Genomic DNA, 23613 nt, shown 5'->3' on the forward strand with positions numbered 1-23613 from the left:
GAGCGACCTCACCCCGGAAACTACATGCTTACACAATCGTAACCGGGATGGACAGCTCTGCGAGCTGACTGCGAATCGGGTCCGACAACCGCGAATCTGTGATAATTTCGGACACTTGCGACAAGTTCACCACATGTGTAAACGCCTGCTGCCCGAATTTGCTCGCATCTGCCAGTAAAATCACGCGATCTGCAATGCTAACCATTTTCTGCTTCAAACGAGCTTGCAGCTCATTCGATTCACTAATGCCGCGATCCAGATGAACTCCCTGACTGGAAAAAAACAGCTTATCTACATAATAGGTTTCTAATGAACGCTCTGCGAGCGGGCCTACGAACGATAGTGAACGTTGAAGCAGCTGACCTCCCGTCGAAATAACCTCAATTTTTTCCTTACCTGCCAGCTCTGTAGCTACCCGAATCGAATTCGTCAGTATCGTTAAAGGAATATCGGGCAGACTGGACGCCATATACCAGGCAGTCGTACTGGCATCCAGCAAAATGCGATCATGCGGCTGAATCTGCTTGACCGCTTCCTCAGCAATTCGACGCTTTTCCTCTGCGTTCATAATTTCCCGTACCGCATAGGGCGTTTCAGGCTGCTCGTTTTTGACACTAACCGCTCCCCCATGTGAACGGCGTAGTCGTCCCGCCTGCTCCAGACGATCCAGATCGCGACGAATCGTTTCTTCCGTTACTTTACACAGCTCACTCAATTCAGACACCCGTATGCTTCCTCTTTCATTCACGAGCTGCACAATCATCTCATATCTTTCTGCGACCAGCATGGTAATCTCACTCCACATCTTTAATGTACAAAAAGTCCTGTCACCCGCCGGAACTGTCCGTAGGCATCCTCCCACGCTTCTGACTCGGCAGGTTCATATTCCTCTACGGTAATCGAATCCGCAATCACCCGGCGTGCTTCCCATATATCGGCGAACTTTCCCTGTGTCATCCATTGTACCGCAAGATTGCCGATTGCGCTCGCTTCTGCGGGGCCCGCGCATACGGGTTTTTGAATCGAGTTGGCCGTCCATTGGCACAGCAAGCGATTTTGAATCCCGCCGCCGACCATATGCAAGCCATTAAAACGCTGTCCTGACACTCGTTCTGTAAGCTCCAAAATGTAACGATACTTTAACGCCAGACTTTCCAGAATACAGCGTGTAATTTCGCCCGGCGTTTCCGGCAATGGCTGCCCGGTATTGCGGCAGTATTGGCGTATGCGTGTTTTCATATCTCCGGCATGCAAAAACAGTTCATCATCCGGGTCAATCAAACAAGTGAACGCTGGAGCCTGTTCTGCCATATGAACCAATTCAGGAAAGGAATAGGAGTTTCCCTGCCGCTCCCACTCTCTGCGCGCCTCCTGTAGTATCCACAGTCCCATGATATTTTTTAGCAACCTGTAGGTTCGGCCCACGCCGCCTTCATTTGTAAAATTAAATCGAAGCGTATCATCATTGATTACTGGCTGTGCGGTCTCCGTTCCCATCAGGGACCATGTTCCGCAGCTCAAGTACGCAAAGGACCGCTCCAGCGCAGGCACGGCCGCCACTGCTGATCCTGTGTCATGCTCTGCTACTGCAATCACAGGAATCGCTCCAATGCCCAGATCCGTCATGACCGATGAACGGATTGTACCTGCAACACTTCCCGGCTCCAGTACCTCTCCAAACCAAGAGCGGGGAATGTTGATTCCGGACAAAAGCTCATCATCCCATTTTTGCTGTAACGGATGATACAATTGCGTGCTGGTTGCATTCGAAAACTCATGATACATTTCACCTGTCAGAAAATACCGCAGCAAATCAGGGATCATCAGGAAATGTTCCGCCTGCTCTAGCAAGGGTGATCTTGCATTTCGCATAGCAGCCAGCTGATAAATCGTATTAAACGTCAAAAACTGAATGCCTGTACGCTGGAAAATAAACGCTTTTCCCAGTTGTTCCTGTACTTTTTCCATTACTCCATGGGTGTGCCAATCCCGATAATGATAAGGGTTGCCCAGCAATTCTCCGGTTTCTCCAATCAGTCCAAAATCGACCGCCCAGGAGTCAATCGCCAGGCTGGATGGATTCATTCCCATATGCTTGGCTTTGAGTAATCCTTGCTGAACCTCGTGATAGAGACGCAATATATCCCAGTGCAGACGCTCCCCAACCTTGACCGGGTCATTGGAAAAGCGGTGGATTTCTTCCACCACGATACGTGAATCTGTCAATTTTCCGAGTAGAACTCTGCCGCTGCTTGCTCCCAAATCATAAGCGAGGATGCTCACCAGCTCGCACCACCCTTGCCTCTTTGCAAAATCTGCGTACCATACTCAGACGCCAAGTAAGCTTTCATTGGATCTACAGGTAATCCTTGCTCTTCACGGATCGCTTTAAGCAATGGGGCCACATCAAACTCAAATGCTTGGCGTACCGCATCCTCCGCACCCAGCACATCCTGACGGCTCGACGCTTCCTCCACCTCTGCATGATTAATCAAGAGTGCCTTCGCATATTGAGTCTGCACATTCAGTACCGAGCGAATCATGGCCGGAATTTTGGGTTCGATATTGTGCGACTGGTCGATCAAATAAGCAATTTTATCAACGGTATGGCGGATATCTGCATCAACATCCTGAGCTGCGTTCAAAATTTGGTAAAAGATTAAAAACAGCTCATACGGATTGGCAGAACCCACGATCAAATCATCATCCGCATATTTATAACTGTTAAAATGAAAGCCGCCCAGTCGTTTCTCATCCATTAAAAACGCAACAATATGCTCCACGTTGGCCCCCGGCAGATGATGCCCTGTATCCACCAGCACCTGTGCCTGCGGCCCTAACTTGGTCGCATAATGGTACGCCATGCCCCAATCGGCAATATCCGTATGGTAAAAGGCCGGCTCAAACGCCTTGTATTCAATCAGCATACGCATGTCTGGCGTGAGCGCCTTATACATTTCGCTGAGTGCCTCCAACATCCAATTTTTGCGTTTGCGAATGTCCCCCTGACCGGGATAATTCGTTCCGTCTGCGAACCATAAGCTAAAATCGTTGGAGCCCGTTTCCTTTGCAATATCCACGCATTCCAGCAAATGGTTGATAGCCTTGCGGCGGATTGCCGGGTCTACATTCGTAACACTACCGAGCATGTAGTCCTCGTCTTGAAACAGATTGGGATTTACGGCCCCAATCTGCAGGCCAAGACTTTCGGCATGACTGCGAAGCTTACCGTAATTGTCTACTTTATCCCACGGGATGTGAATGGCAACGGACGGACACAAGCCTGTCAAGGCATGAACCTGTGCGGCATCCTCCAGCTTTTCGAACGGATCACGCGGCACGCCCGTTTTCTGAAAGACTTTAAAACGTGTACCTGAGTCGCCATATCCCCAGGACGGTGTTTCTATGCTTAGCGCTTTCAGCTTGGTCTTTACTTGCTCCAGGTCAATACCCCGTTGTTGTTGCTGCTCCTCAAATAAGGCGTACGCTTTGTCACTCATCGTCGTTCCTCCTTGAAAAGTAAGTGAGTTATGGGGGGAGGCCGCTTCGCGTCTGGATCATTCTTCCGATCGCTGTTATCCCCAGATTTTTTTTATTTTATAGAACATATTAAAGGTGAAAATCCGGGGATAAAGGCGAACGCTACGCTTCTTCAGAACGATTCCATCCGCTTCGCTGCTGACCACCCATAAAGTCACTTTTATTTTAAAGTGTTAGCGTGTATATAAAGGCATTCGCGCGTAAATAAGTTAACACAACTTATTTACGTGTTTGAAACTAATTAAAAACCTCTTCGTACTATGGGCTTGTGGCCTGGATTATTGCAGTAAATTAGTACATTAAATTAGTTCGCTATGATCCTAAGTGTTCTATTAACTGCCTCTTCTTCCTAGCGTGTAAAGGCTGCGGGTACACCGCCGTCGATGGTCAGCATACAGCCTGTCGTTTTTTCCGCCTTGGATGAGGCGAAAAAGGCTATGCCCTCCGCGATATCCTGCGGGTAAATGTTAACCAGCAGCGTCGTTCGCTTGCGGTAATGCTCCTCCAGCTGGTCTGGCTCGATGCCGTAGGCAGCGGCTCGCTCGTTACGCCAATTGGAGTTCCAGATCGCCGAGCCTTGCAAAATTGCATCTGGCAAAATGGTGTTTACGCGGATACCGTATTCCCCGCCCTCTGCGGCAATACAACGGGCCAGATGCACCTCCAGCGCCTTGACCGAGCTGTAGGCCGTTACATTTTTGCCCGCGTAGACTGAGTTTTTGGAACCAACGAACACCATGCTACCGCCAAGTGTCTGTTCCTTCATCAGCTTGAACGCTTCGCGCGCGACCAGAAAATAGCCTGTTCCCAGCACGTTCACGTTTAAATTCCATTCCTTTAATGACGTTTCATCGAACGGACTGGATGTAGCAAGACCTGCATTGTTTACGATAATATCTACACCGCCGTAGGTTAGCGCCGTTTCGGCATAGGCAGCCTGAATCTGATCTTCCTGCGTCACATCCATTTTTACGGCGATGGCACGGTTTTCACCGTAACTGCTGTTTATGTCTGCGGCTATTTTTTGCGCACCTTCCAGATTGAGGTCTGCCAATACGACATGCGCACCTTCATCTACCAAACGCCGTGCAGTTGCACTGCCGATTCCGCCTGCACCGCCTGTAATGAACGCAATTTTGCGTGAAAATTCCGCTTCTGCTGGCGCCAGTGACAGCTTGTAAAGCTCCAGCGGCCAGTATTCCACGTTGTAAGATTCATTTTCACTGAGCGAAACAAACTCCCCTAACGCCGTTGCTCCTCGCATGACAGCAATAGCACGATGATACAAGGCACCACTTACCTGTGCATTACTCCAGCTTTTGCCTGTGTTGATCATCCCTACACCCGGAATCAAGATTACACGCGGCGCTGCTTCAAATCTCACGTCTCCTTCATGTCGATTACGCTCGAAATAAGCTTGGTACTGCTCTTTATAGGCTGCTATACCCTCGGCAAGCTTAACTTTCAGCCCCTCAACATCCTCTATATCCGGTGTCCAATCTACATAGAGCGGTTTCATTTTGGTATGAACCAGATGATCCGGGCATGCTGCTCCAACCTGGGATAAAGCACTAGAATCCAGGCCGTTCACAAACTCCAACACATCCTCCGCGTCATCAAAGGTGAGGATCATCTTTTTCTCATCACTGACTGCACCCCGGACGGATGGCATGACCTGGGACACTATGCTGCGGCGCTCCTCCGAAGTAAGCGCTTTATATTTTGCGCCTCCAAACCCCTGCTTTTCCTCTTGGTGAGCTTTAATATAGCTTTCTGCTTCTTGGATGATTTCGATCGTTTTGGCATAAGCCGCTTCGGATGTGTCTCCCCACGTAACCAGGCCATGCTTTTCCATCAATACCAACTCAGCTTGTGGATGATCGAGTACCCCTTGGGCAATCATTTTCGACAGCTTAAAGCCGGGACGGATATAGGGTACCCATACAAAACGATCACCGAAAATTTCCTTAGCGATTTCCTTGCCGTTATGCGCACAGCATAAGCTGATAATCGCGTCCGGATGTGTATGATCGACATGCTTAAAAGGCAAAAATGCGTGTAGTAGTGTCTCAATTGAAGCACGCGGATGCTTGGCATCTATCATACAGTTCGCCAAATATGCGACCATATCCTCGTCAGACATATCTTCCCGTTCAAACAGTGGACGAATATCCTCCATACGAAGCCCTGTGAAGTTATGCGCTTTCATTGTTGCAAGATCGGAACCGCTGCCCTTGACGTACATCACTTCCACTTCACGCCCGCGGAAATCCTGTATCGTTGTTTTGGCCGAAGTATTGCCGCCTCCCCAGTTGCACACGCTCCTATCTGTGCCAATCAGGTTAGAACGGTATACGAGTTGTTCCAGCGTGCTTTTCTGCTCAGATGCTTGTGAAGAATTCCATAGACTTTGTACCATAGGAAAAAGACCTCCAAGTTCTGTTTTGGTTTTGAATTGTTTTATTAAGGTGGATATTTTTGTTTATGGAGACTATAACACTTTTGTTTTAATTTGAAAATATAAAATACAAAAATAATCAAAAGTAAATTTTAATTTTATCCATATGTAACACGAATATATCGTCTAGCTTAAAATATAATAAGGCCGTGCCGGGGTCAGGTCATAAGAACCTTTTCCGGTACAGCCTTTTGACAGGTAAATCACTTTATTGCCAAGCATATTGCTGCGAATTTGATTACGCTCTATTTTAAAGGAAGGAAGCTTAGAACATATCAAGTTGTTTTTTTACGACTGCTGGTACACCTGCAGCCATGGCAAATTCGGGTATATCCTCTTTAACAAAGGCCCCACCACCGATCATAGACCAGCAACCAATGTGACGTTTCTCCCGTACCGAGGCACCAATGCCGATATAGGCACCCTCATCTATGGTTACATTGCCTGCCAGATTCACACCCGGGGCTATGGTTACATAATCGCCAATAACCGCATCATGACTCACGTTAACACTCCGATTGATAATTACATGCTGTCCGATCTTAATATTGTCCGACAGGACAGCCCCTTCAAAGACCATGCTTCCTTCTCCAATGGTGTTTCTTCGAGACAAACGAATACGGGGATGTATTAGCGGAGCTGCGATACGAAATCCCGATTGAATTGTATTATTAACGAATCGCTTCTTTAATGCCGGGTCACCCACCCCCGCACAGATCAGCTCCACCTCATATTTTAACGCTTCAATGTCATTCAACGTCCCCAGTACAGGAACGCCATTTACGATCTGCCCTTTCATCTCAGGTCGTTCATCCAAAAAACCTGCCACTTGCACTCCCAGCTCTTCACATAACCAGTTGATTTCCCTTGCATGTCCGCCCGATCCCCAAATCACGATTTTCCTCATCCGGTTGTCTCTTTTCCCAGGCCTCCCAGAACATTCACAATTCTTCGAACAATGATCTCGTCCAGTTCCTCCCACAAGGGCAGGCTGACAATATGTTTGGCAATATGTTCGGTAACATGAAGAGTAGACCGGGTATAGCTTTGGAACTGCTTCTGCTGATGGCACGCCGGAGAAAAATAGGTTCTGGCTTCTATTGAATTTGAGGCTAATAACTTAACGACCTCTTGATTCGTGTGTGAATCCGGACTAAGGAGAGGGATAAATTGATGGACAACTGATCCTTGCGTTTTTTGTATAGACCATCCTCGTTCTAATAAGTCTGCTTGAAGCAGTTCTTGAAGATAATATTCGTAGATCGTCCTTCTGTTCTCCCGTACAGTCTTAAAATGATCGAGGGTGGCTAAAGCGATAGCAGCGGTATACTCGGATATCTTACTGTTAAGACCTTGGGTGACAGACTCCCTGCTGCTGGAGAAACCGAAATTCCCTGCCTGACGAATTCGCTTAATGAGATCTTGGTCCAGACTGTATACCAATCCACCCTCTCCGATACCAAAAGATTTGGTGGCATGAAAGCTGAATACTACGGCCCCTCCAAAACCTTTGCCAAAATGGGTGGCTTCCTCGGGCGTTATCGTTCCAAAGCTGGCAGCAGCATCAATGACTACCGGAATTCCCTGCTCCTGCAGCTTATTATATACGGATAAATCAATGGCTGTACCGAAAGTGGCATATGGAACGATTACCGCAATCTCATCTCCCAGCAGCTTGACTGTCTGCTCTAACTGTTCCCTATTCATTTGCCAATTCTCCGGTTCAATGTCAAGGAAGTAGGGTTCTAACCCACACCACTCAGCAGCAAGTGGGGTGGCCGCAAAAGTAAAACTTGGCATAACTGCATATTTGCCCTGTGGTCGCTTGCTTTGGGCGATCGCCAAAATCAAGCCAATAGTAGCGTTATGAACGGTCACAGCCGAACCGATTCCATCAAACATTTGCGCAATGACCCGCTCTTCAAACAGGTTATTTAAGGGACCATAATTGGAGTAAATCCGGGTCTCTTCTATTTTCTCAAAATTGGAAATAAATCGTTCCTTTTTTACTAAATTAGGTCGTAAAAAGGGAATATCGAACATGAGCCAGCCTCCTTCGCATATGGGATGAGCAGACTAGGATTCCAATGTTTTTAATATCATTTCAATTCGCACGATATCTGCAACAAATTGTGGACGACCCCTTATACGTTCCTGATAAGCATGAAGTGCAGTTTTAAACAAATCGTCAGTATCAAGAAATCCATCATCTCTTGAGGCAATCATAATATCTAACCATTCCGTGAACGCATTTTGACCAAGCGTCTGATTATTTTGATTGGGATGTATTCGGAAATAGCTTAGTGCTTCAGGAATATAAACTGCTTTTCCTTTGGATAGTAAGTTCAACCAGGAAGCTAAATCATTAAGAAGAGAATACTGTTTTCCTTTATAAACCCCAAACCGTTCGATAAGATCTGCTTTTTTGAAAAACACTGTTGTAGGTTCCCCAATCACATTTAAACAACGAGTTAATGCAACGTTTGCCAACATTCTTCCGTCCATGATCCTTGTTTCCTCGTACAGCCTTTCCGTTGCATAGAGCGGTGGGAGAATAGTCCCTGATTCATCCATGGTTTGCCGATACGAGGTAACCAGTGTGATGTTTTCGAAATTTTCAAAAAAATAGATCATCCTTGCTATTTTTTCTTTTTGAAACATGTCGTCATCCATCAAATAATTGATATATTCACCTGACGCCAAATCAAAACATTTATGCCAATTTCCAAGAAAAAGATTTTTATCATTTTTATAATATTTAATTTGGGGAAAAGAATCTAAATAAGAATCAAGCATTTCTTGTACTTCATTCGTTGTACTGTCATCACAGATAATGATTTCGATGTTCGGATAAGTTTGTTCCAATACACTGTCGATGGCAATTTTTAGTGTATGCGGCCGATTATATGCAGGTATAACTACACTTACTAATGGGCATTGCACGCTTACTCCACCTTTCCTTTATGCTTAGGTGTCTACGCCGGAGGTTTCAAACGATTTAATTTGCTATGTTCACATGGGCTGGCATTTTCCTCACATCCCCGAACACATACACATACATATACATATATATTGCTGAGAAATAAAATGATGCCGGGAAAATGGATGTTTCAATAAAAACAATACTAACGTCTGAATCGGCACCTCCCTCTCGTTGGTGTTCGAAACTGGTAAAGGGGAATGATCATGTCATTGAATTTCACTCCGCTACTGACAGCTCATTTATTTGTATCGAAGAAGGTTTTAAAGGATCATGTAAAAGAATTGATAGATAGATTGGAAGAAAATCACATTACAATAAACTTGTATGAGGCTGATCAACCACTTATAGACAATAGCCTCCAAAAGCCTCGGGTTTACGTCTCGCTCGGAGAAGAGTGGGGAGAATTTTCAGCACTAAAAGCGTTACCTGGTCACGAAAAAAAAACGCTGGTTACACTTCCAATCACCAGACGAAATTCAACCTATGCATTTATTTTTCTGCTGGCTTAAGGCAACAGATCCTCTTCCGGAGAATAGAACGATTCCTCCAACACATTTCTCTTCAAACACACCTTTAATATCCGTGTTTACTGCCAGTTACAGATCAAAAGAAAAAATTCAACGACCTTATCAATCTTTATTAAAGCAGACCTACAAGAACTGGGAATGGGTAATCGTGGATGATTCCGGTGATGAAGATGAGACATACAAGGAGTATTTACTACCTTTAGAGGATCACCGTGTGCGAAGATACCGCCAGGATTCCCGCAATGGTTATATAGGGGCTATCAAAAGGTTTGCAGCAGGTCTATGTACAGGGGAAATTTTAGTAGAAGTTGATCATGATGATGAGCTAACTCCTGACTGCCTAGAGAAAATCGTCAAAGCATTTCAACAAAATCCTGACTGTGGCTTTGTTTATGGGGATTGTGCTGAGGTGTATGCAGGGAGCAATCATGCGCATTGGTACGGCTGGGATTGTGGCTTTGGTTACAGTGTTCATTATCGAGTCTGGCTGCATGATATGAACAGATGGCAAAATGTACAAAAACATACGACCATTAATGGCAAAACCATTCGTCATCTGGTCGGTTTACCCAATCATCCACGTGCGTGGACGAGGGACTGTTATCATCTGATCGGAGGCCATCGCAATGAACTACTGGTAGCAGATGATTACGATATGCTGGTCCGGACGTTTCTTTGCACTAAATTTGTAAACATCCCCGATTTGATATATATCCAATATCGTAACGAACAAGGAAATAACACTACATTCCTCAGAAATAAGCAGATTCAGATTCTTGTAGGGGAACTATATAGATCTAATTTTCAAAGGATTCAAATGAGATTGAAAGAATTCGATTTACCACAGCTATTGCCTTATCGTCGTATATGGGAGACTTCTACAGATGATCCTGCCCGGAAATCTGCTCACGTTATTCAAGAAGATACCTCAAGATTCTCGATATTGTTCCCTATCCCCCATTCCTGCCCTGAAATAGAGCATACGCAATTAAATAAGACACTCCAAAAGGGCATTGAAAACAACTTTAGGGAGATCGAAATTGTGGTTGTAGGTCGAATTCCATCAGAAATCGAAACCTATGCCTCCAAAGCTCCCAGGGGAGCCATACGATGGTGGCCTATGGAGCCAAATGATTCATTAGAAACTTGTATTCAATATGCAAAATTTGTTGCGTCCTGTAAAGAGAAAGTGGTTGTGTTGCCCTAAATTACAACAATGCTGAATAGAATATTGGCCAACAATTATTTTCCAATGCCTTTGTCGAAGTCTCTTGGAATTATTTCCATGGAGCTTCGACAAAGGTTTTTTTTACAGCAGAACTGCAAAATATTAACTTAAAACAAAAAAAGGACCCAAAAGTTATAAATAACTTTTGAGTCCTCTAAATATACCCTGACCTTAAGCTGGTCCTTGCTCACCTTGAGGTCCCTGAGGGCCTTGGTCACCTTGCGGTCCTTGAACACCCTGAGGGCCTTGGTCGCCTTGCGGTCCTTGAACTCCTTGAGGGCCTTGGTCTCCTTGGACGCCTTGAACTCCCTGAGGGCCTTGGTCTCCTTGGACGCCTTGAACTCCCTGAGGGCCTTGGTCTCCTTGGACGCCTTGAACTCCTTGAGGACCTTGGTCGCCTTGGACGCCTTGAACTCCTTGAGGGCCTTGGTCTCCTTGAGGGCCTTGAGCACCTAGAGGGCCTTCAGCACCTTGTGGACCTAGAGGGCCTTGAGCACCTAGAGGGCCTTGAACACCTTGTGGACCTAGAGGGCCTTGAGCACCTTGGTCGCCCTGAACTCCCTGAGGTCCTTGGTCGCCTTGGGCTCCTTGAACTCCTTGAGGTCCTTGATCGCCTTGGACTCCCTGAGGTCCTTGGTCGCCTTGGACACCTTGAACGCCTTGAGGTCCTTGGTCACCTTGGACGCCTTGAACTCCCTGAGGGCCTTGGTCGCCTTGGGCTCCTTGAACTCCTTGAGGTCCTTGATCGCCTTGGACTCCCTGAGGTCCTTGGTCGCCTTGGACGCCCTGAACTCCCTGAGGTCCTTGGTCGCCTTGGACGCCCTGAACTCCCTGAGGTCCTTGGTCGCCTTGGGCGCCCTGAACTCCCTGAGGTCCTTGGTCGCCTTGGGCTCCCTGAACTCCCTGAGGTCCTTGGTCGCCTTGGGCTCCTTGAACGCCTTGAGGGCCTTGGTCGCCTTGGACGCCTTGAACTCCCTGAGGTCCTTGGTCACCTTGGTCGCCTTGAACGCCTTGAACTCCCTGAGGTCCTTGGTCACCTTGGGCTCCTTGAACGCCTTGAGGTCCTTGGTCACCTTGGGCTCCCTGAACTCCCTGAGGTCCTTGATCGCCTTGGGCACCTTGAACGCCTTGAGGTCCTTGGTCGCCTTGGACGCCCTGAACACCCTGAGGTCCTTGATCGCCTTGGACGCCTTGAACTCCCTGAGGTCCTTGGTCGCCTTGGGCTCCTTGAACTCCCTGAGATCCTTGGTCGCCTTGGACGCCTTGAGGTCCTTGATCGCCTTGGACTCCCTGAGGTCCTTGGTCACCTTGGACGCCTTGAGGTCCTTGATCGCCTTGGACTCCCTGAGGTCCTTGGTCGCCTTGGACGCCTTGAGGTCCTTGATCGCCTTGGGCTCCTTGAGGTCCTTGGTCACCTTGGACGCCTTGAGGTCCTTGATCGCCTTGGACTCCCTGAGGTCCTTGGTCACCTTGAACGCCCTGAGGTCCTTGGTCACCTTGGGCTCCTTGAACTCCCTGAGGTCCTTGGTCACCTTGAACACCCTGAGGTCCTTGGTCACCTTGGGCTCCTTGAACTCCCTGAGGTCCTTGGTCACCTTGGGCTCCTTGAACTCCCTGAGGTCCTTGGTCGCCTTGGACACCTTGAACGCCTTGAGGTCCTTGGTCGCCTTGGGCTCCTTGAACGCCTTGAGGTCCCTGATCGCCTTGGGCTCCCTGAACACCCTGAGGTCCTTGGTCACCTTGGGCTCCTTGAACTCCCTGAGGTCCTTGGTCACCTTGGGCTCCTTGAACTCCCTGAGGTCCTTGGTCGCCTTGGACACCTTGAACGCCTTGAGGTCCTTGGTCGCCTTGGACACCTTGAACGCCTTGAGGTCCTGGGTCGCCTTGGGCTCCTTGAACGCCTTGAGGTCCCTGATCGCCTTGGGCTCCCTGAACTCCCTGAGGTCCTTGGTCACCTTGGGCTCCCTGAACTCCCTGAGGTCCTTGATCGCCTTGGGCACCTTGAACGCCTTGAGGTCCTTGGTCGCCTTGGACACCTTGAACGCCTTGAGGTCCTTGGTCGCCTTGGACGCCTTGAGGTCCTTGATCGCCTTGGGCTCCCTGAACTCCCTGAGGTCCTTGATCGCCTTGGGCACCTTGAACGCCTTGAGGTCCTTGGTCACCTTGGGCTCCTTGAACTCCCTGAGGTCCTTGGTCGCCTTGGGCTCCCTGAACTCCCTGAGGTCCTTGGTCGCCTTGGGCTCCCTGAACTCCCTGAGGTCCTTGGTCACCTTGGGCTCCTTGAACTCCCTGAGATCCTTGGTCGCCTTGGACGCCTTGAGGTCCTTGATCGCCTTGGACTCCCTGAGGTCCTTGGTCACCTTGAACACCCTGAGGTCCTTGGTCACCTTGGGCTCCTTGAACTCCCTGAGGTCCTTGGTCACCTTGGGCTCCTTGAACTCCCTGAGGTCCTTGGTCGCCTTGGACACCTTGAACGCCTTGAGGTCCTTGGTCGCCTTGGACACCTTGAACGCCTTGAGGTCCTTGGTCGCCTTGGGCTCCCTGAACTCCCTGAGGTCCTTGGTCACCTTGAACGCCTTGAACACCCTGAGGTCCTTGATCGCCTTGGGCTCCCTGAGGTCCTTGGTCACCTTGAACGCCTTGAACACCCTGAGGTCCTTGGTCGCCTTGGGCTCCTTGAACGCCTTGAGGTCCTTGATCGCCTTGGGCTCCTTGAACGCCTTGAGGTCCTTGATCGCCTTGGGCTCCCTGAACACCCTGAGGTCCTTGGTCACCTTGGGCTCCTTGAACTCCCTGAGGTCCTTGGTCGCCTTGGGCTCCCTGAACTCCCTGAGGTCCTTGGTCACCTTGGGCTCCTTGAACTCCCTGAGGTCCTTGGTCGCCTTGGGCTCCCTGAGGTCCTTGGTCACCTTGAACGCCTTGAACACCCTGAGGTCCTTGGTCGCCTTGAACGCCTTGAACACCCTGAGGTCCTTGGTCGCCTTGAACGCCTTGAACACCTTGAGGTCCTTGAGCACCCTGAGGCCCTTGAACACCTTGAGGTCCTTGAACACCCTGAGGTCCTTGGACGCCTTGATCGGTTCCTAAAAGTTCATCAGATACTAACCGATGCGCAGGTACTAATTGCCCCAATGCATCTTTACCCCAAACAGAAATTTGAGTTTCATCCTCTGCTGGCCCGCTTGTGGTAAACACGAATTCAAATGCGTCGAAACCTGCAAAGAAATTCCTAGTTAAAACCACATTGGGCCCCACTGCCACTAGTTGTTGTACATATAATGTTCTGCTACCGTTTAAAATAAAACCCTCAATTAAAACAGTAGAAGAATTTACAGAATCTCGGTTATCTATTTTTACAGTGACCAGTTGGGTGGGTCTGACTCCTAGAACAGGATCGTTTGCAATGGGTCCAGTTGATAATACTGCCATTTAGGTACTCCCTCCTCTCTAGTAAAAAGCAAATTATTTTTGTGAACAACGATCTTTCTCAAGACCCTGTTCCCTCTATTTTATGTCTCAACCATTTGCTGCGATTGTGGTTCTATCTCTATACATATGTTGAGTTTTAAGACCCTAGTTGCTCATCCGCAACAATACGCTGAACATCAATGATTGTACCGCTCGCGTTTTTTCCCCAAACTGAAATATCAGTACTTTCTTCTGCTAAACCGCTTGTGGTAAAAACGAATTCATATGCGTCGAAGTTCGCTAGATAATTTCTCGTAACAACTGCATTGGGGGCTAAAGCTATTTGTTCTAGTACATACAATGTTCGTAAACCATTTAAAATGTAGCCCTGAATTAAAATAGTTGAAGAATTGACCAAATCACGGTTAATTATTTTAACGGTAACCTGCTGAATAGGCCTGATCCCACTAACAGGACTATTCTCAATAGGTCCAGTTGATAATACAGCCATTAAGTTCATCTCTCCTTTTCTATTTATTAACTACAAATCCATATTATATAAAAATACTATATATATTGAACTAAAAAATATATTTAGGCCTTTATCTACTATATTTTTTAAAGTTCAATCTATATAGAACAGAATAGGGATTAATGTAGCTCCATGTATCATATTAATAACTTGTTACATATGATTGTTTGTTTACCTATTAAAATTAAAATAGATATTTACTTATTCAAGCCGTTTTTAATTCTGGGGACATTAAAAGGCAGTGACCGAGCATTAAGCAAGCTGATTCACCAATTTCTTTTCCAACCATAAAAAAGGATAAAGGCGCCCTGAGAAAAAAGTGCCTTTATCCTTGTAGATCAATTTCAAATAAACTATACTCTCTTGCAAGCACGTTTACACAGAAACAGTGAAGGTTATAATAGTTATTTACAAATGTCACTTGCGACAACAGCTCATGCTACAACACTCTTACAGATCTATTTTTTAAATCCTTAAATTGTTCCATTTTTTGTTTTTCATCCCACAAATAGTGAAATCCCCATCGATTAGTGGTATCCCCTTCCCGCAGCCCTTGTTTCAAGGCTGAGAAACGTGAATTCAGATAGTCAAATCCCAAGTATTTATAATGTAACAATAGTACTTCATTATTAGATGGCTTTATTACATTCCCAGCAGGTTCAGCAGTATGCCTACCAGGGCTAAAATTTATTTCTTGAATCGCACTTGGATTAAATATTTGAGGCTTATCGTACGTTTGACTTCTTACACCATTCCTTACCGTCTCATGTAATGGTTGATCGCTGCTAGGAAAAAAATCAGAAACCATTTCATAACCATTAGGGACAATCAATGTTATCCCTTTCGAAGTACATTCCTGCAAATATGTTCTAAGGTTAGGGTGATAAAAATGTTCATCTACGTCACAGATAATAATCCAGTCTGCCTTATTCCTGCTTTCTTTCCAACATTGGTTGAATAGATCTTGTGCTGATCTCACGACCGAATTACCTTCGATCTCAAATCTATTCATATTTACTTTGGGATGTGCCTTTAACATGGATATAGAATTATCAGTCGAGTCATTATCGAAAATGTAATATTGGTCGGCTATATTATCATAGTGCTTAAAAAAAAACGGGAGCATCTTTTCTTCGTTCCAGCATAATGCGTATACATGTATGATCACGTATTCTTCCCCTCTCAAACTCATATCTTATGGATCGACTTGCTTGATAATATATGCAATTTATATTTGTGGGGTTCAAATCGTGGATGATGAGCTTTACTGCTTAGCAAAAGCCAACCCGGACCCCAAATTGGCTTTTTATAGTTATCCTAAGTTCATAGTTGGTCAAAGTGGATACCTCTTCAAAGGTACGGTAGACTTGTTCTTAATGCTAGTGCTATTGTTATATTATTCCAATCATATGAGGTGAGATGCACTATGTTCGAAAAAGATACGCATGAAATTCTGGCTTATTATGATAGCGGTGCAGAAATAGGCAGATTAGAGCGAGGCATCGGAAAAATAGAGCTGGAAAGATCAAAAGAAATCATTTCCCGTTATCTCAGCAAGTCCACTCATGTTATTTATGATATCGGCGGCGGTATAGGGGTCTACTCTTCGTGGCTGGCAGAACTGGGATATGAAGTTCATCTATTTGATCTTTCTTCGCAAGCCATTGAATTTGCTCGTCAGCAGCAACTGAATAAACCCATTATCAGCAAGCTGGAAACCGCAGATGCCAGAAATATTGATCGTAAAGATGAAAGCGCGGACATCGTGCTATTGATGGGACCTTTATATCATTTAACAGAACAGAAGGAACGATTAAAAGCCCTGCAAGAAGCAGCGCGTGTCTTAAAAAAGGGGGGAACGCTGATTACTTCGGCTATTTCCAGGTTTGGCTCGTTACTGTGGGGGCTATCGGTGTACGGCGAGTGCAATACCATTTTAGAGGAAGATGCATTCATGGATATGGTCAGACAGGAGTTAACAGATGGTCAGCATGTACGACCGGCGGCTTATCCCTCTTTTATCACACGCTCCTACTTTCATACACCGGATGCCTTGCGTGCAGACTGGCAGGTGGCTGGATTGCAGGAGCCTCGTGTTTTGGGTGTGGAAGGCCCCGTCTGGATTGCACCCGGATTTGAAGAAAAATGGGCGATTCCCTCCCATCGCAGACGTTTGCTGGATATAGCACAGCAGGTTGAAGAGCAGGAATCCGTGATCGGTATGAGCCCGCATATGCTTGCGGTAGGTACCAAGTCTTAAAGCTCATCAACTATAGGTTGATGGATTGTTGTACAACATAACAATTGTCACGTTGCTTCTCAACCAAAAAGACGAGCCACATAGGCTCGCCTCTACATCATTCCAGATTACTGCTCCAAACTTTCCAATACGGTTTTAATTTCGCTGTTCAAACTAAGTGCATTATAAATCGCAGTCAAGGCTTCAGCCCGTGACGCATGATACTTAGGTCCAAACTGACTCGTACTTATACCCGAAAGCACACCAGCTTGTGCTAATTGTTTAATCGTATCAGCTGCAAAAGAAGTGGACAGGTCGGTGAAGCTTTTTTCATTCGAGGTGTCCTTTTTCAATCGGTCTAAATCCAAGATCCGCGCCAAAATGGCAGCCATTTCTTGACGAACGATCGTTTGGTCTGGTCTAAATGTACCGTCCTCATAACCGTTTAATACTCCTGCTGTGGTCAGTTTTGTTATGGCATCCTGCGCCCAGTGATCCCCAATATCGTTCAAAACCACAGGCTGGTTTCCACCACTAATATCAAAGATTCTAGAGATGATAGTAGAAAACTCTGCACGGGTAATTTCACCATCAGGTCTGAAACTGCCATCCTTATATCCATTTACGATACCCAGCTTTGAAAACGTGTCGACCGTCTTTTCTGCCCAATGTCCTTGTAGGTCTGACGGTTTAACATTAGTAGAAGAATTTAAAGCAGATTCTGCTTTAGATTTTATATTCTGCAGTACTTTGTTGTCTGCAACCACTACGTTACTGTTGAATATGTCTTGCACAGGAACAGTTGGTTCAGTCACCAGTTCTTCAGGTACAGCTACTGGTTCTTTAGATACAGTTACCGATGAAGATGATACAGCTGATGTTGCCGTATTGCTGCTGGAATCATCGCTAGAATGGTCACTGTTTCGATGGCCAGACCCGCTACCGCTGGAACTACTGGAATCACTGCCAGCATTATTGGGTGCGGGAGCAGTAACAGCTGTTACGGTAATTGGAACGTTAAAGCTATATCCGCTGTATGTGGCGGAAATTACCGTGTTCCCTTCTGAAAGTGCTCTAATCTCTCCCTGATTAACCGTAGCGACATTCGTATTGCTGGAAGTCCAAGTTGCTTTTTCACTGACATCAATCTCTGACGAATCTGATTTTACAACGCTTGCTGTAGCCCGTTCTGTATCCCCTACTAGCATTTTTCTATTATTGATAGAAGCACGCAATTCTGTGTAATTGTCATCTGTTTGTACCGGCTCTGGCGTTGGCACCGGGTCTGGCGTTGGTGTTGGATCTGGCGTTGGTACTGAGTTGATAGAGAATGAAGCAGTAGCTGTCGAGTTCTTCACATCTAATGCTCCGTTGGTTGTGCCGTTATCAATCACAGTATAATCAAAACTTGCCGGGCCCTGGTAGTCTAAATTCGGAGTGAATAACACAACCGATCCGTCTAGAACTACCGTCCCACCTTGCGCATTTTCTACCGATGCGATGCTAAGATGTTGTAAGCTCTCATTCACAGGGCCTGCCGTGTCGTTCGCTAAGAGTTCATCAACAGCGATAGATTGTGCTCCTGAATTTGCTGATAACGATGGCAGTGTATCATTCACAGCTATCGGACTGTTGTTTACCTCACTTACAGTGATTCTGGCTTGGTTCGGCTCGCTGATCCCTGTTCCAGCCATATCTAGCGATGATTGTACGTCGAAACTGAAATGATCACCTGATGGAGAGTTAGCATAAAGATTTGGCATAAATTTAAGCCCTGCTTCGCCATCCGCTACAGAAATGAATTGACCATTTCGGATTTCCATTACCCCATCGTTTTTATAGAGGGTTCCACCAATAATGTTTGAGATTCTAAAGTACGACACGTCAGTTCCATCCACTTGATTACGAGTAAGGATCAGTCCGTCAAAGCTTTGCTTGTCTTCCTCTGTCAAAGCATCTGTCACATTAGGGACATCAGCGACAGAATTGACCCCAAAGAAGGCTTGCTTGACCACCGACTGCGGGACTGAGACGCCGTCCGATGTTCCATCATCGGTGACGGTAAAAGAGAAGCTAGCGGTTCCATTGAAATCCGGCTGAGGTGTAAAAATCACATTGGTTCCATCCAAACGTACAGCCCCTCCTGCAATGCTGCTGACTGAGGATATCGTTAGATGTTGACCATTCTCATTCGGACCAGCAGACGCATGCGCAAGCAGTTCTGCAAAAGGGATGATCCGCTCTCCTGAGTCTTCTGAAATGGAGGATAGCGTTTGGTCTTGAGCTGTCGGAGCATCGTTTACTTCCGTAACATGGACAACAGCCCTAGTAGCATCGCTTAGTCCATCCCCCGTTGCACTCTGAGCCGCCTTTACATCGAAAGAGAAGGTGTCTCCCGCTGCATTGTTGGCGTTTGCCATAGGCACAAACCTCACGCCATCGCTGGCTTCTGCTGCCGTGATAAAAGTTCCATCAGGAATCTCCGTTACCCCATCACTATGATACAGCTTGCCCCCGATAACGTTCGTAACTTGATAATGTGTCACTACCGTTGAATCTTGCGGGTTTGATGTAATGGTTGTATTGGATGTCGGGATATCTTCCTCAGTAGTTACAGCAGCTACCTCAGGCATTTTGGATACAGCGGGCAGGGCTGCTGTTTCCAATATCAACTGGGGAATATCTACGCCGTTGTCATCGGCTGAAAATGTAATTTCCGAATAGTCTCCAGGGTTCCCTTCTTCATTGGCAAGCAATGCAAAGGAGACAATATCATCCGTCTGTTGTTGTACAAAATGGGTAACATCAAAATCAACCCAGCCTATTTGAAGGTCTGAGCCTGTTTTCGTATTCAAAGGCTGATCCGTCGGACTCAGTGGAAAAGCTCCATTGCTCCAAACATCGGCAGTCGATCCATACACGGTCAAAAAAGGATTCAAGTTATAGCTATAGCCGATGGAAGAGATATGAATACGCAAGGTTGCCTTCGTTACAACCTTACTAGTCAGCTCGGGCATTCCAAACTGAATCGCTGATCGGTAATATCCTAACACTGTGTCCGAAGACCTGCCAACATAGTTTTCTGGAGCATCCATCCAAGTGTCAGACTTGCTCCATGTTCCGTCTTGGATTAATTTGGGTTGTGCGGTTGGTGCCGCACCAGCATCTGCCACCGAGATGGCCGATGAGAAGATTAGTGATACTGCTGTCAATGCATATGTGAATCGTTTAGTAGACTTGCAAAAATGCATACCTTTCCTCCTATTGAAATAAATCTATGATTGCTGCTTGGATTATACAATGTCGTCACTGAACAAATTCTGAACAATTTGCCCGCTGTTTGCTTCCTTATAAATAAAATTATGATATATGGCTGATGGATATTGATCCAACCCTTTTGAATTGCCTATACAATTCGGTCAAGTGTACATTCGGTGATGAACATACCTCTCCCATACAGTTGAATGGCTTCCAGGGATAGGATATTGTAAGGATAGGATACTTTTCCCAGATAAAAGAACTTACAGGAGGTCGTTTTTCTTGATGATCCTTGAACTGGTGGCCTTTATTTCTACTGCTGTCTTGTCTACGTTTTTTTCCTTTCGATACCGCTTGTGGAGACGACTATAGTGAGAAGTGAACAAGAGATGCTGCATACCATTCTCCAATTTGCTCAAGAGGACGAACGAGTACGTGCTGTGATTATGAATGGTTCACGCGCCAATCCACATGCTCCACGAGATATTTTTCAGGATTATGACATCGTCTTTCTCGTATCTTCCATGGACAGCTTTATTCAGGAACGTGGCTGGATTCACCACTTTGGAGAATTGATCATTATGCAGACGCCCGATGAACATGCGGAGCCTACTGTGACGTCCCGTGATCGCTTTGCTTTTCTTATGTTATTTACGGATGGCAATCGCATAGATCTTACCCTCTGCCCTGTGGCTAACATCGACAATTGGCCCCGAGACAGCTTAAGTGTACTGCTCCTAGATAAAGACGGACTGGTGAAGCCTTTTCCACCGCCAAATCTTCAAGATTATAAGACAGTCCCTCCAACCGCCCAAACCTATGCAGATTCCTGCAATGAGTTCTGGTGGGTCAGTACTTATGTGGCTAAAGGACTATGGCGGCATGAGCTTCCCTATGCCAAATTCATGTTAGATCGACCTGTAAGAGATGCGCTTCACTTGATGCTGGAATGGCATATGGCTATACAAACCAACTTCACGGCAGATCCGGGTAAGCAGGGAAAATATTTGGAGAAGCACCTTGAGCCTGATCATTGGACGGCCTACATCCAAACGTTTGCGGATGCAGACTATGAACATATGTGGCAGTCTCTTTTTATCATGGGTAATTTATTCAGAGAAGTTGCCCAGAAAGTGGCGAACCATTATGGTTATAAATACCCGATTCAGGACGATCAACGTGTTACCAACTATCTCCATCACGTAAACACCCTCCCTGCAGATGCAACGGACATCTATTAATGAAAAAAACCAGTCGGGCACTTGGGATGTGTGGTATTATCCCCTTCTAGTAGACAAGAGAGAAAAGACATCTGTTAAGATGGACTTAATCTTGTTGAACGGAGGGGATTTTTCATGGCTAAAAAGGGACAATCATTCCGGCAATACTCCTTAGATGTAAAGATGGAGGCAATCCGGTTGGTGAACGAAGAACATATGAGTATTCGTGAAGTGACGAAACACTTAGACATTCGTAATAAATCCCAAGTACAAAGCTGGGTGACGAAATATCGAGCGGGGGAGAACCTCCAGCCAACGACCACAAGACAGGGACGACCCAAAACGAAATTTTCCAGTATGGAAGAAGAGATGGCGTATCTACGGGCGGAGATTGAATATTTAAAAAAGCAGTATCCAAATCTACACAAGGAGTGACGAGGAAAGAAGCGAGGTTTGAAATTATTGAGGGAATGCGAACACGATATTCGTTGAAATGGTTACTTGAATTAGCCCATGTTTCTCGGGCAGGATATTATAAATGGAGAAAGACTCAGCAAACAACCCAGCAGCGTAAGCAAGAAGAAGAGCTTCTGGAATCGCATATGTTGTCGATCCACCGGATCCATCCCTATTTTGGTTATCTGCGGATGACCGTTGCTTTACGTAGAGAAGGTATCTTGGTCAATCACAAAAAGGTGTACCGCCTAATGAAGAAATTAGGGATCCGTTCCGTCATTCGAAAGAAGCGGCGCTTTTTTGGCAAACAGGCATCTGTGGTAAATGGCAACCGATTAGATCGACAATTTCAGGCAGATTCTCCTTTATCCAAGCTGGTTACCGATATTACATACATACGAGCTGGAGAGCGGTTTGTATATCTCTCTGTCATTCAAGATCTGTTTAACAATGAAATCGTGGCTTGGCGTCTTTCGGAACGAAATGACCTTGCTCTAGTTAGCGAGACGCTAGACGTTCTAAGTAAGAACGTGAACATGGAGGGTGTCATTCTCCATTCAGACCAGGGTTTTCAGTATACCTCCAAGCCGTTTAACCGCAAGCTTAAGCGGCTTGGAATGCTTGGGAGCCATTCAAGGCGTGGAAATTGCCTAGACAATGCCTGTATAGAATCCTTCTTCTCCCATCTTAAAACAGAGAAGATTTATTTAACGAAACCCGGAACCCTAGCGGAGGTAGAACAACACGTACGGGAGTACATTTCTTTTTATAATGAAAATAGATTTCAGAAAAAATTAAACAACCGTTCCCCGATTGAATACCGAGAAACGGTTGCTGCTTAAAGATGTCTTTTTAGTTCTGTCTACTTGACAGGGGTATGACCAGTGCTAGGCTGGTTTTTTTATACGCTAACGTTGTTTATCCTATATACGTTTTGGATGGGCTGTCCCCTAATATTAGTTTTCGGTCAGAACCCGGTCGCCTCTGCTGGCAGGCTGAGAGATAACTAAAAATTCAACATCCTCATTCGTTTCATTAAACATTTGATGAGGCACCATAGGAGGAACCTCACACCCTTCCTGAGATCCTAATTGTACGCGTTCACCATCCACTTCAAGTACCGCTGCACCTGATAAAATAAAGAAAAATTGGCGCGCATGATGATGATAATGTCTGACTTCATGTGTATTTCCCGGCATGCGCTCATGAATAATGCTCAAATCATCATTTTTCACCAAGCGCCAACCATCACATTGATCTCCCCATATATAATGTTCAGCACTATGTTTACTTATTTTCAAAATGAACTCCCCCTTTGCAGTTACATTTTTATTGTAAATCTAGAACCACAAAGCAACAATCTTAATTATAAAAAATGACAGAATCAATGTAAAAAAGTCCCGTGGCCAGATCATTTTAGATATCAGCCTCGATAATTTCCTCCAACTTAATCCAGCTAAAATCCTCTTCCCCACGAGATAGCTTCACTTCTCGCCGACTTGTGTTAATCACTGTCACCAGTCCGCACAATTCCTCATCATCAAACGGATTGAACACTCTTAGCGTAATTGGCTTCCGTTCGTTATAGGATACGATAATGGCCTGTTCAATCTGCTGTATTTCCTGATCGTCCAGTGTTGGCTTGCCGCGTCTTCCCTGCTCCTTCATCAGTCTTAAATATGCCTCCCGATGCTCAGGCAAAATCATACGCGAACTTTCCCATATGCCGTTTCCTTCAAGCTTTTTTCCCATCGTAAGCCCCTC

General features: G+C 46.1%; 19 protein-coding genes. 5 read left to right on the forward strand and 14 right to left on the reverse strand.

The window, feature by feature from the left end; translation table 11 throughout:
* Positions 1-28: 28 nt before the first annotated feature.
* From BN1546_RS00115 to BN1546_RS00145, 7 genes are all read right to left on the reverse strand, one after another.
* Positions 29-787, reverse strand: coding sequence for a DeoR/GlpR family DNA-binding transcription regulator (locus tag BN1546_RS00115; RefSeq protein WP_013370978.1), 759 nt, complete (start codon positions 785-787; stop codon positions 29-31).
* 20 nt (positions 788-807) lie between these two features.
* Positions 808-2283, reverse strand: coding sequence for a rhamnulokinase (rhaB, locus tag BN1546_RS00120; protein WP_090735190.1), 1476 nt, complete (start codon positions 2281-2283; stop codon positions 808-810).
* Positions 2280-3500 (reverse strand): L-rhamnose isomerase, encoded by a 1221-nt coding sequence (rhaI, locus tag BN1546_RS00125; RefSeq protein ID WP_090735193.1) that lies wholly within the window; start codon positions 3498-3500, stop codon positions 2280-2282. Before rhaI ends, rhaB begins: the two co-directional genes overlap by 4 nt.
* A gap of 389 nt (positions 3501-3889) precedes the next feature.
* On the reverse strand, positions 3890-5959 hold the full coding sequence (locus tag BN1546_RS00130) for a bifunctional rhamnulose-1-phosphate aldolase/short-chain dehydrogenase (RefSeq protein WP_013370975.1): 2070 nt from the start codon (positions 5957-5959) through the stop codon (positions 3890-3892).
* A gap of 304 nt (positions 5960-6263) precedes the next feature.
* Positions 6264-6905 (reverse strand): acetyltransferase, encoded by a 642-nt coding sequence (locus BN1546_RS00135; RefSeq protein ID WP_090735195.1) that lies wholly within the window; start codon positions 6903-6905, stop codon positions 6264-6266.
* A complete protein-coding gene (locus BN1546_RS00140; RefSeq protein ID WP_090735197.1) occupies positions 6902-8041 on the reverse strand; it encodes a DegT/DnrJ/EryC1/StrS family aminotransferase in 1140 nt (379 codons plus the stop codon). The genes BN1546_RS00135 and BN1546_RS00140 overlap by 4 nt, the downstream gene beginning before the upstream one ends.
* A 33-nt stretch (positions 8042-8074) precedes the next feature.
* Positions 8075-8941, reverse strand: coding sequence for a glycosyltransferase family 2 protein (locus BN1546_RS00145; protein ID WP_090735200.1), 867 nt, complete (start codon positions 8939-8941; stop codon positions 8075-8077).
* A 243-nt stretch (positions 8942-9184) separates the two neighbouring features.
* Between BN1546_RS00145 and BN1546_RS27630 the strand changes: the two genes are divergently transcribed.
* Both BN1546_RS27630 and BN1546_RS00150 read left to right on the forward strand, forming a co-directional pair.
* Positions 9185-9490, forward strand: coding sequence for a hypothetical protein (locus tag BN1546_RS27630; protein ID WP_255305234.1), 306 nt, complete (start codon positions 9185-9187; stop codon positions 9488-9490).
* Positions 9465-10715 carry a glycosyltransferase gene (locus tag BN1546_RS00150; protein ID WP_255305235.1) on the forward strand — a complete coding sequence of 417 codons (1251 nt, stop codon included), beginning with the start codon at positions 9465-9467 and terminating at the stop codon, positions 10713-10715. The genes BN1546_RS27630 and BN1546_RS00150 overlap by 26 nt, the downstream gene beginning before the upstream one ends.
* A 128-nt stretch (positions 10716-10843) precedes the next feature.
* On the opposite strand, the gene BN1546_RS27575 is transcribed toward BN1546_RS00150, so the two are convergent.
* From BN1546_RS27575 to BN1546_RS00165, 4 genes are all read right to left on the reverse strand, one after another.
* Positions 10844-11188, reverse strand: coding sequence for a hypothetical protein (locus BN1546_RS27575; RefSeq protein WP_218055201.1), 345 nt, complete (start codon positions 11186-11188; stop codon positions 10844-10846).
* A gap of 72 nt (positions 11189-11260) precedes the next feature.
* Positions 11261-13789 carry a BspA family leucine-rich repeat surface protein gene (locus tag BN1546_RS00155; protein WP_218055202.1) on the reverse strand — a complete coding sequence of 843 codons (2529 nt, stop codon included), beginning with the start codon at positions 13787-13789 and terminating at the stop codon, positions 11261-11263.
* 512 nt (positions 13790-14301) lie between these two features.
* Positions 14302-14655, reverse strand: a complete 354-nt coding sequence (locus BN1546_RS00160) for a hypothetical protein (protein ID WP_025675342.1) — start codon at positions 14653-14655, stop codon at positions 14302-14304.
* Positions 14656-15115: 460 nt separating this feature from the next.
* Entirely contained in the window at positions 15116-15844 is a 729-nt protein-coding gene (locus BN1546_RS00165) for a glycosyltransferase family 2 protein (RefSeq protein WP_090735206.1), read from the reverse strand.
* A gap of 258 nt (positions 15845-16102) precedes the next feature.
* Between BN1546_RS00165 and BN1546_RS00170 the strand changes: the two genes are divergently transcribed.
* Entirely contained in the window at positions 16103-16936 is an 834-nt protein-coding gene (locus BN1546_RS00170; protein WP_090735208.1) for a class I SAM-dependent methyltransferase, read from the forward strand.
* A gap of 107 nt (positions 16937-17043) precedes the next feature.
* Here BN1546_RS00170 and BN1546_RS00175 read toward each other — a convergent pair whose 3' ends face one another.
* On the reverse strand, positions 17044-20166 hold the full coding sequence (locus tag BN1546_RS00175; protein WP_090735211.1) for an S-layer homology domain-containing protein: 3123 nt from the start codon (positions 20164-20166) through the stop codon (positions 17044-17046).
* A 378-nt stretch (positions 20167-20544) separates the two neighbouring features.
* On the opposite strand from BN1546_RS00175, the gene BN1546_RS00180 reads away from it, so the two are divergent.
* Both BN1546_RS00180 and BN1546_RS00185 read left to right on the forward strand, forming a co-directional pair.
* A complete protein-coding gene (locus tag BN1546_RS00180) occupies positions 20545-21414 on the forward strand; it encodes an aminoglycoside 6-adenylyltransferase (protein ID WP_090735214.1) in 870 nt (289 codons plus the stop codon).
* A 114-nt stretch (positions 21415-21528) separates the two neighbouring features.
* A protein-coding gene (locus tag BN1546_RS00185; RefSeq protein ID WP_369690564.1) for an IS3 family transposase occupies positions 21529-22691 on the forward strand; the annotation gives its coding sequence in 2 pieces (ribosomal slippage) (positions 21529-21793 and positions 21793-22691; 1164 coding nt in all).
* A 114-nt stretch (positions 22692-22805) separates the two neighbouring features.
* Here the strand turns inward: BN1546_RS00185 and BN1546_RS00190 are convergent.
* Positions 22806-23150, reverse strand: a complete 345-nt coding sequence (locus BN1546_RS00190) for a cupin domain-containing protein (RefSeq protein WP_025679674.1) — start codon at positions 23148-23150, stop codon at positions 22806-22808.
* A 115-nt stretch (positions 23151-23265) separates the two neighbouring features.
* The gene (locus tag BN1546_RS00195) at positions 23266-23601 is read right to left on the reverse strand and encodes a YolD-like family protein (RefSeq protein WP_013370963.1); all 336 of its coding nucleotides are present in this window, start codon (positions 23599-23601) and stop codon (positions 23266-23268) included.
* Positions 23602-23613 lie beyond the last annotated feature (12 nt).

The sequence above is a fragment of the Paenibacillus sp. Mc5Re-14 genome (assembly GCF_001049835.1).
Classification (GTDB): Bacteria; Bacillota; Bacilli; order Paenibacillales; family Paenibacillaceae; genus Paenibacillus; species Paenibacillus polymyxa_C.

What these genes read in the sequence shown, in the direction of transcription:
- BN1546_RS00115 (WP_013370978.1), bottom strand. Translation starts at nt 787, where the DNA reads ATGCTGGTCGCAGAAAGATATGAGATGATTGTGCAGCTCGTGAATGAA.
- rhaI (WP_090735193.1), bottom strand. Translation starts at nt 3,500, where the DNA reads ATGAGTGACAAAGCGTACGCCTTATTTGAGGAGCAGCAACAACAACGG.
- BN1546_RS00130 (WP_013370975.1), bottom strand. Translation starts at nt 5,959, where the DNA reads ATGGTACAAAGTCTATGGAATTCTTCACAAGCATCTGAGCAGAAAAGC.
- BN1546_RS00135 (WP_090735195.1), bottom strand. Translation starts at nt 6,905, where the DNA reads ATGAGGAAAATCGTGATTTGGGGATCGGGCGGACATGCAAGGGAAATC.
- BN1546_RS00140 (WP_090735197.1), bottom strand. Translation starts at nt 8,041, where the DNA reads ATGTTCGATATTCCCTTTTTACGACCTAATTTAGTAAAAAAGGAACGA.
- BN1546_RS27630 (WP_255305234.1), top strand. Translation starts at nt 9,185, where the DNA reads ATGTCATTGAATTTCACTCCGCTACTGACAGCTCATTTATTTGTATCG.
- BN1546_RS00150 (WP_255305235.1), top strand. Translation starts at nt 9,465, where the DNA reads ATGCATTTATTTTTCTGCTGGCTTAAGGCAACAGATCCTCTTCCGGAG.
- BN1546_RS00160 (WP_025675342.1), bottom strand. Translation starts at nt 14,655, where the DNA reads ATGGCTGTATTATCAACTGGACCTATTGAGAATAGTCCTGTTAGTGGG.
- BN1546_RS00170 (WP_090735208.1), top strand. Translation starts at nt 16,103, where the DNA reads ATGTTCGAAAAAGATACGCATGAAATTCTGGCTTATTATGATAGCGGT.
- BN1546_RS00175 (WP_090735211.1), bottom strand. Translation starts at nt 20,166, where the DNA reads ATGCATTTTTGCAAGTCTACTAAACGATTCACATATGCATTGACAGCA.
- BN1546_RS00195 (WP_013370963.1), bottom strand. Translation starts at nt 23,601, where the DNA reads ATGGGAAAAAAGCTTGAAGGAAACGGCATATGGGAAAGTTCGCGTATG.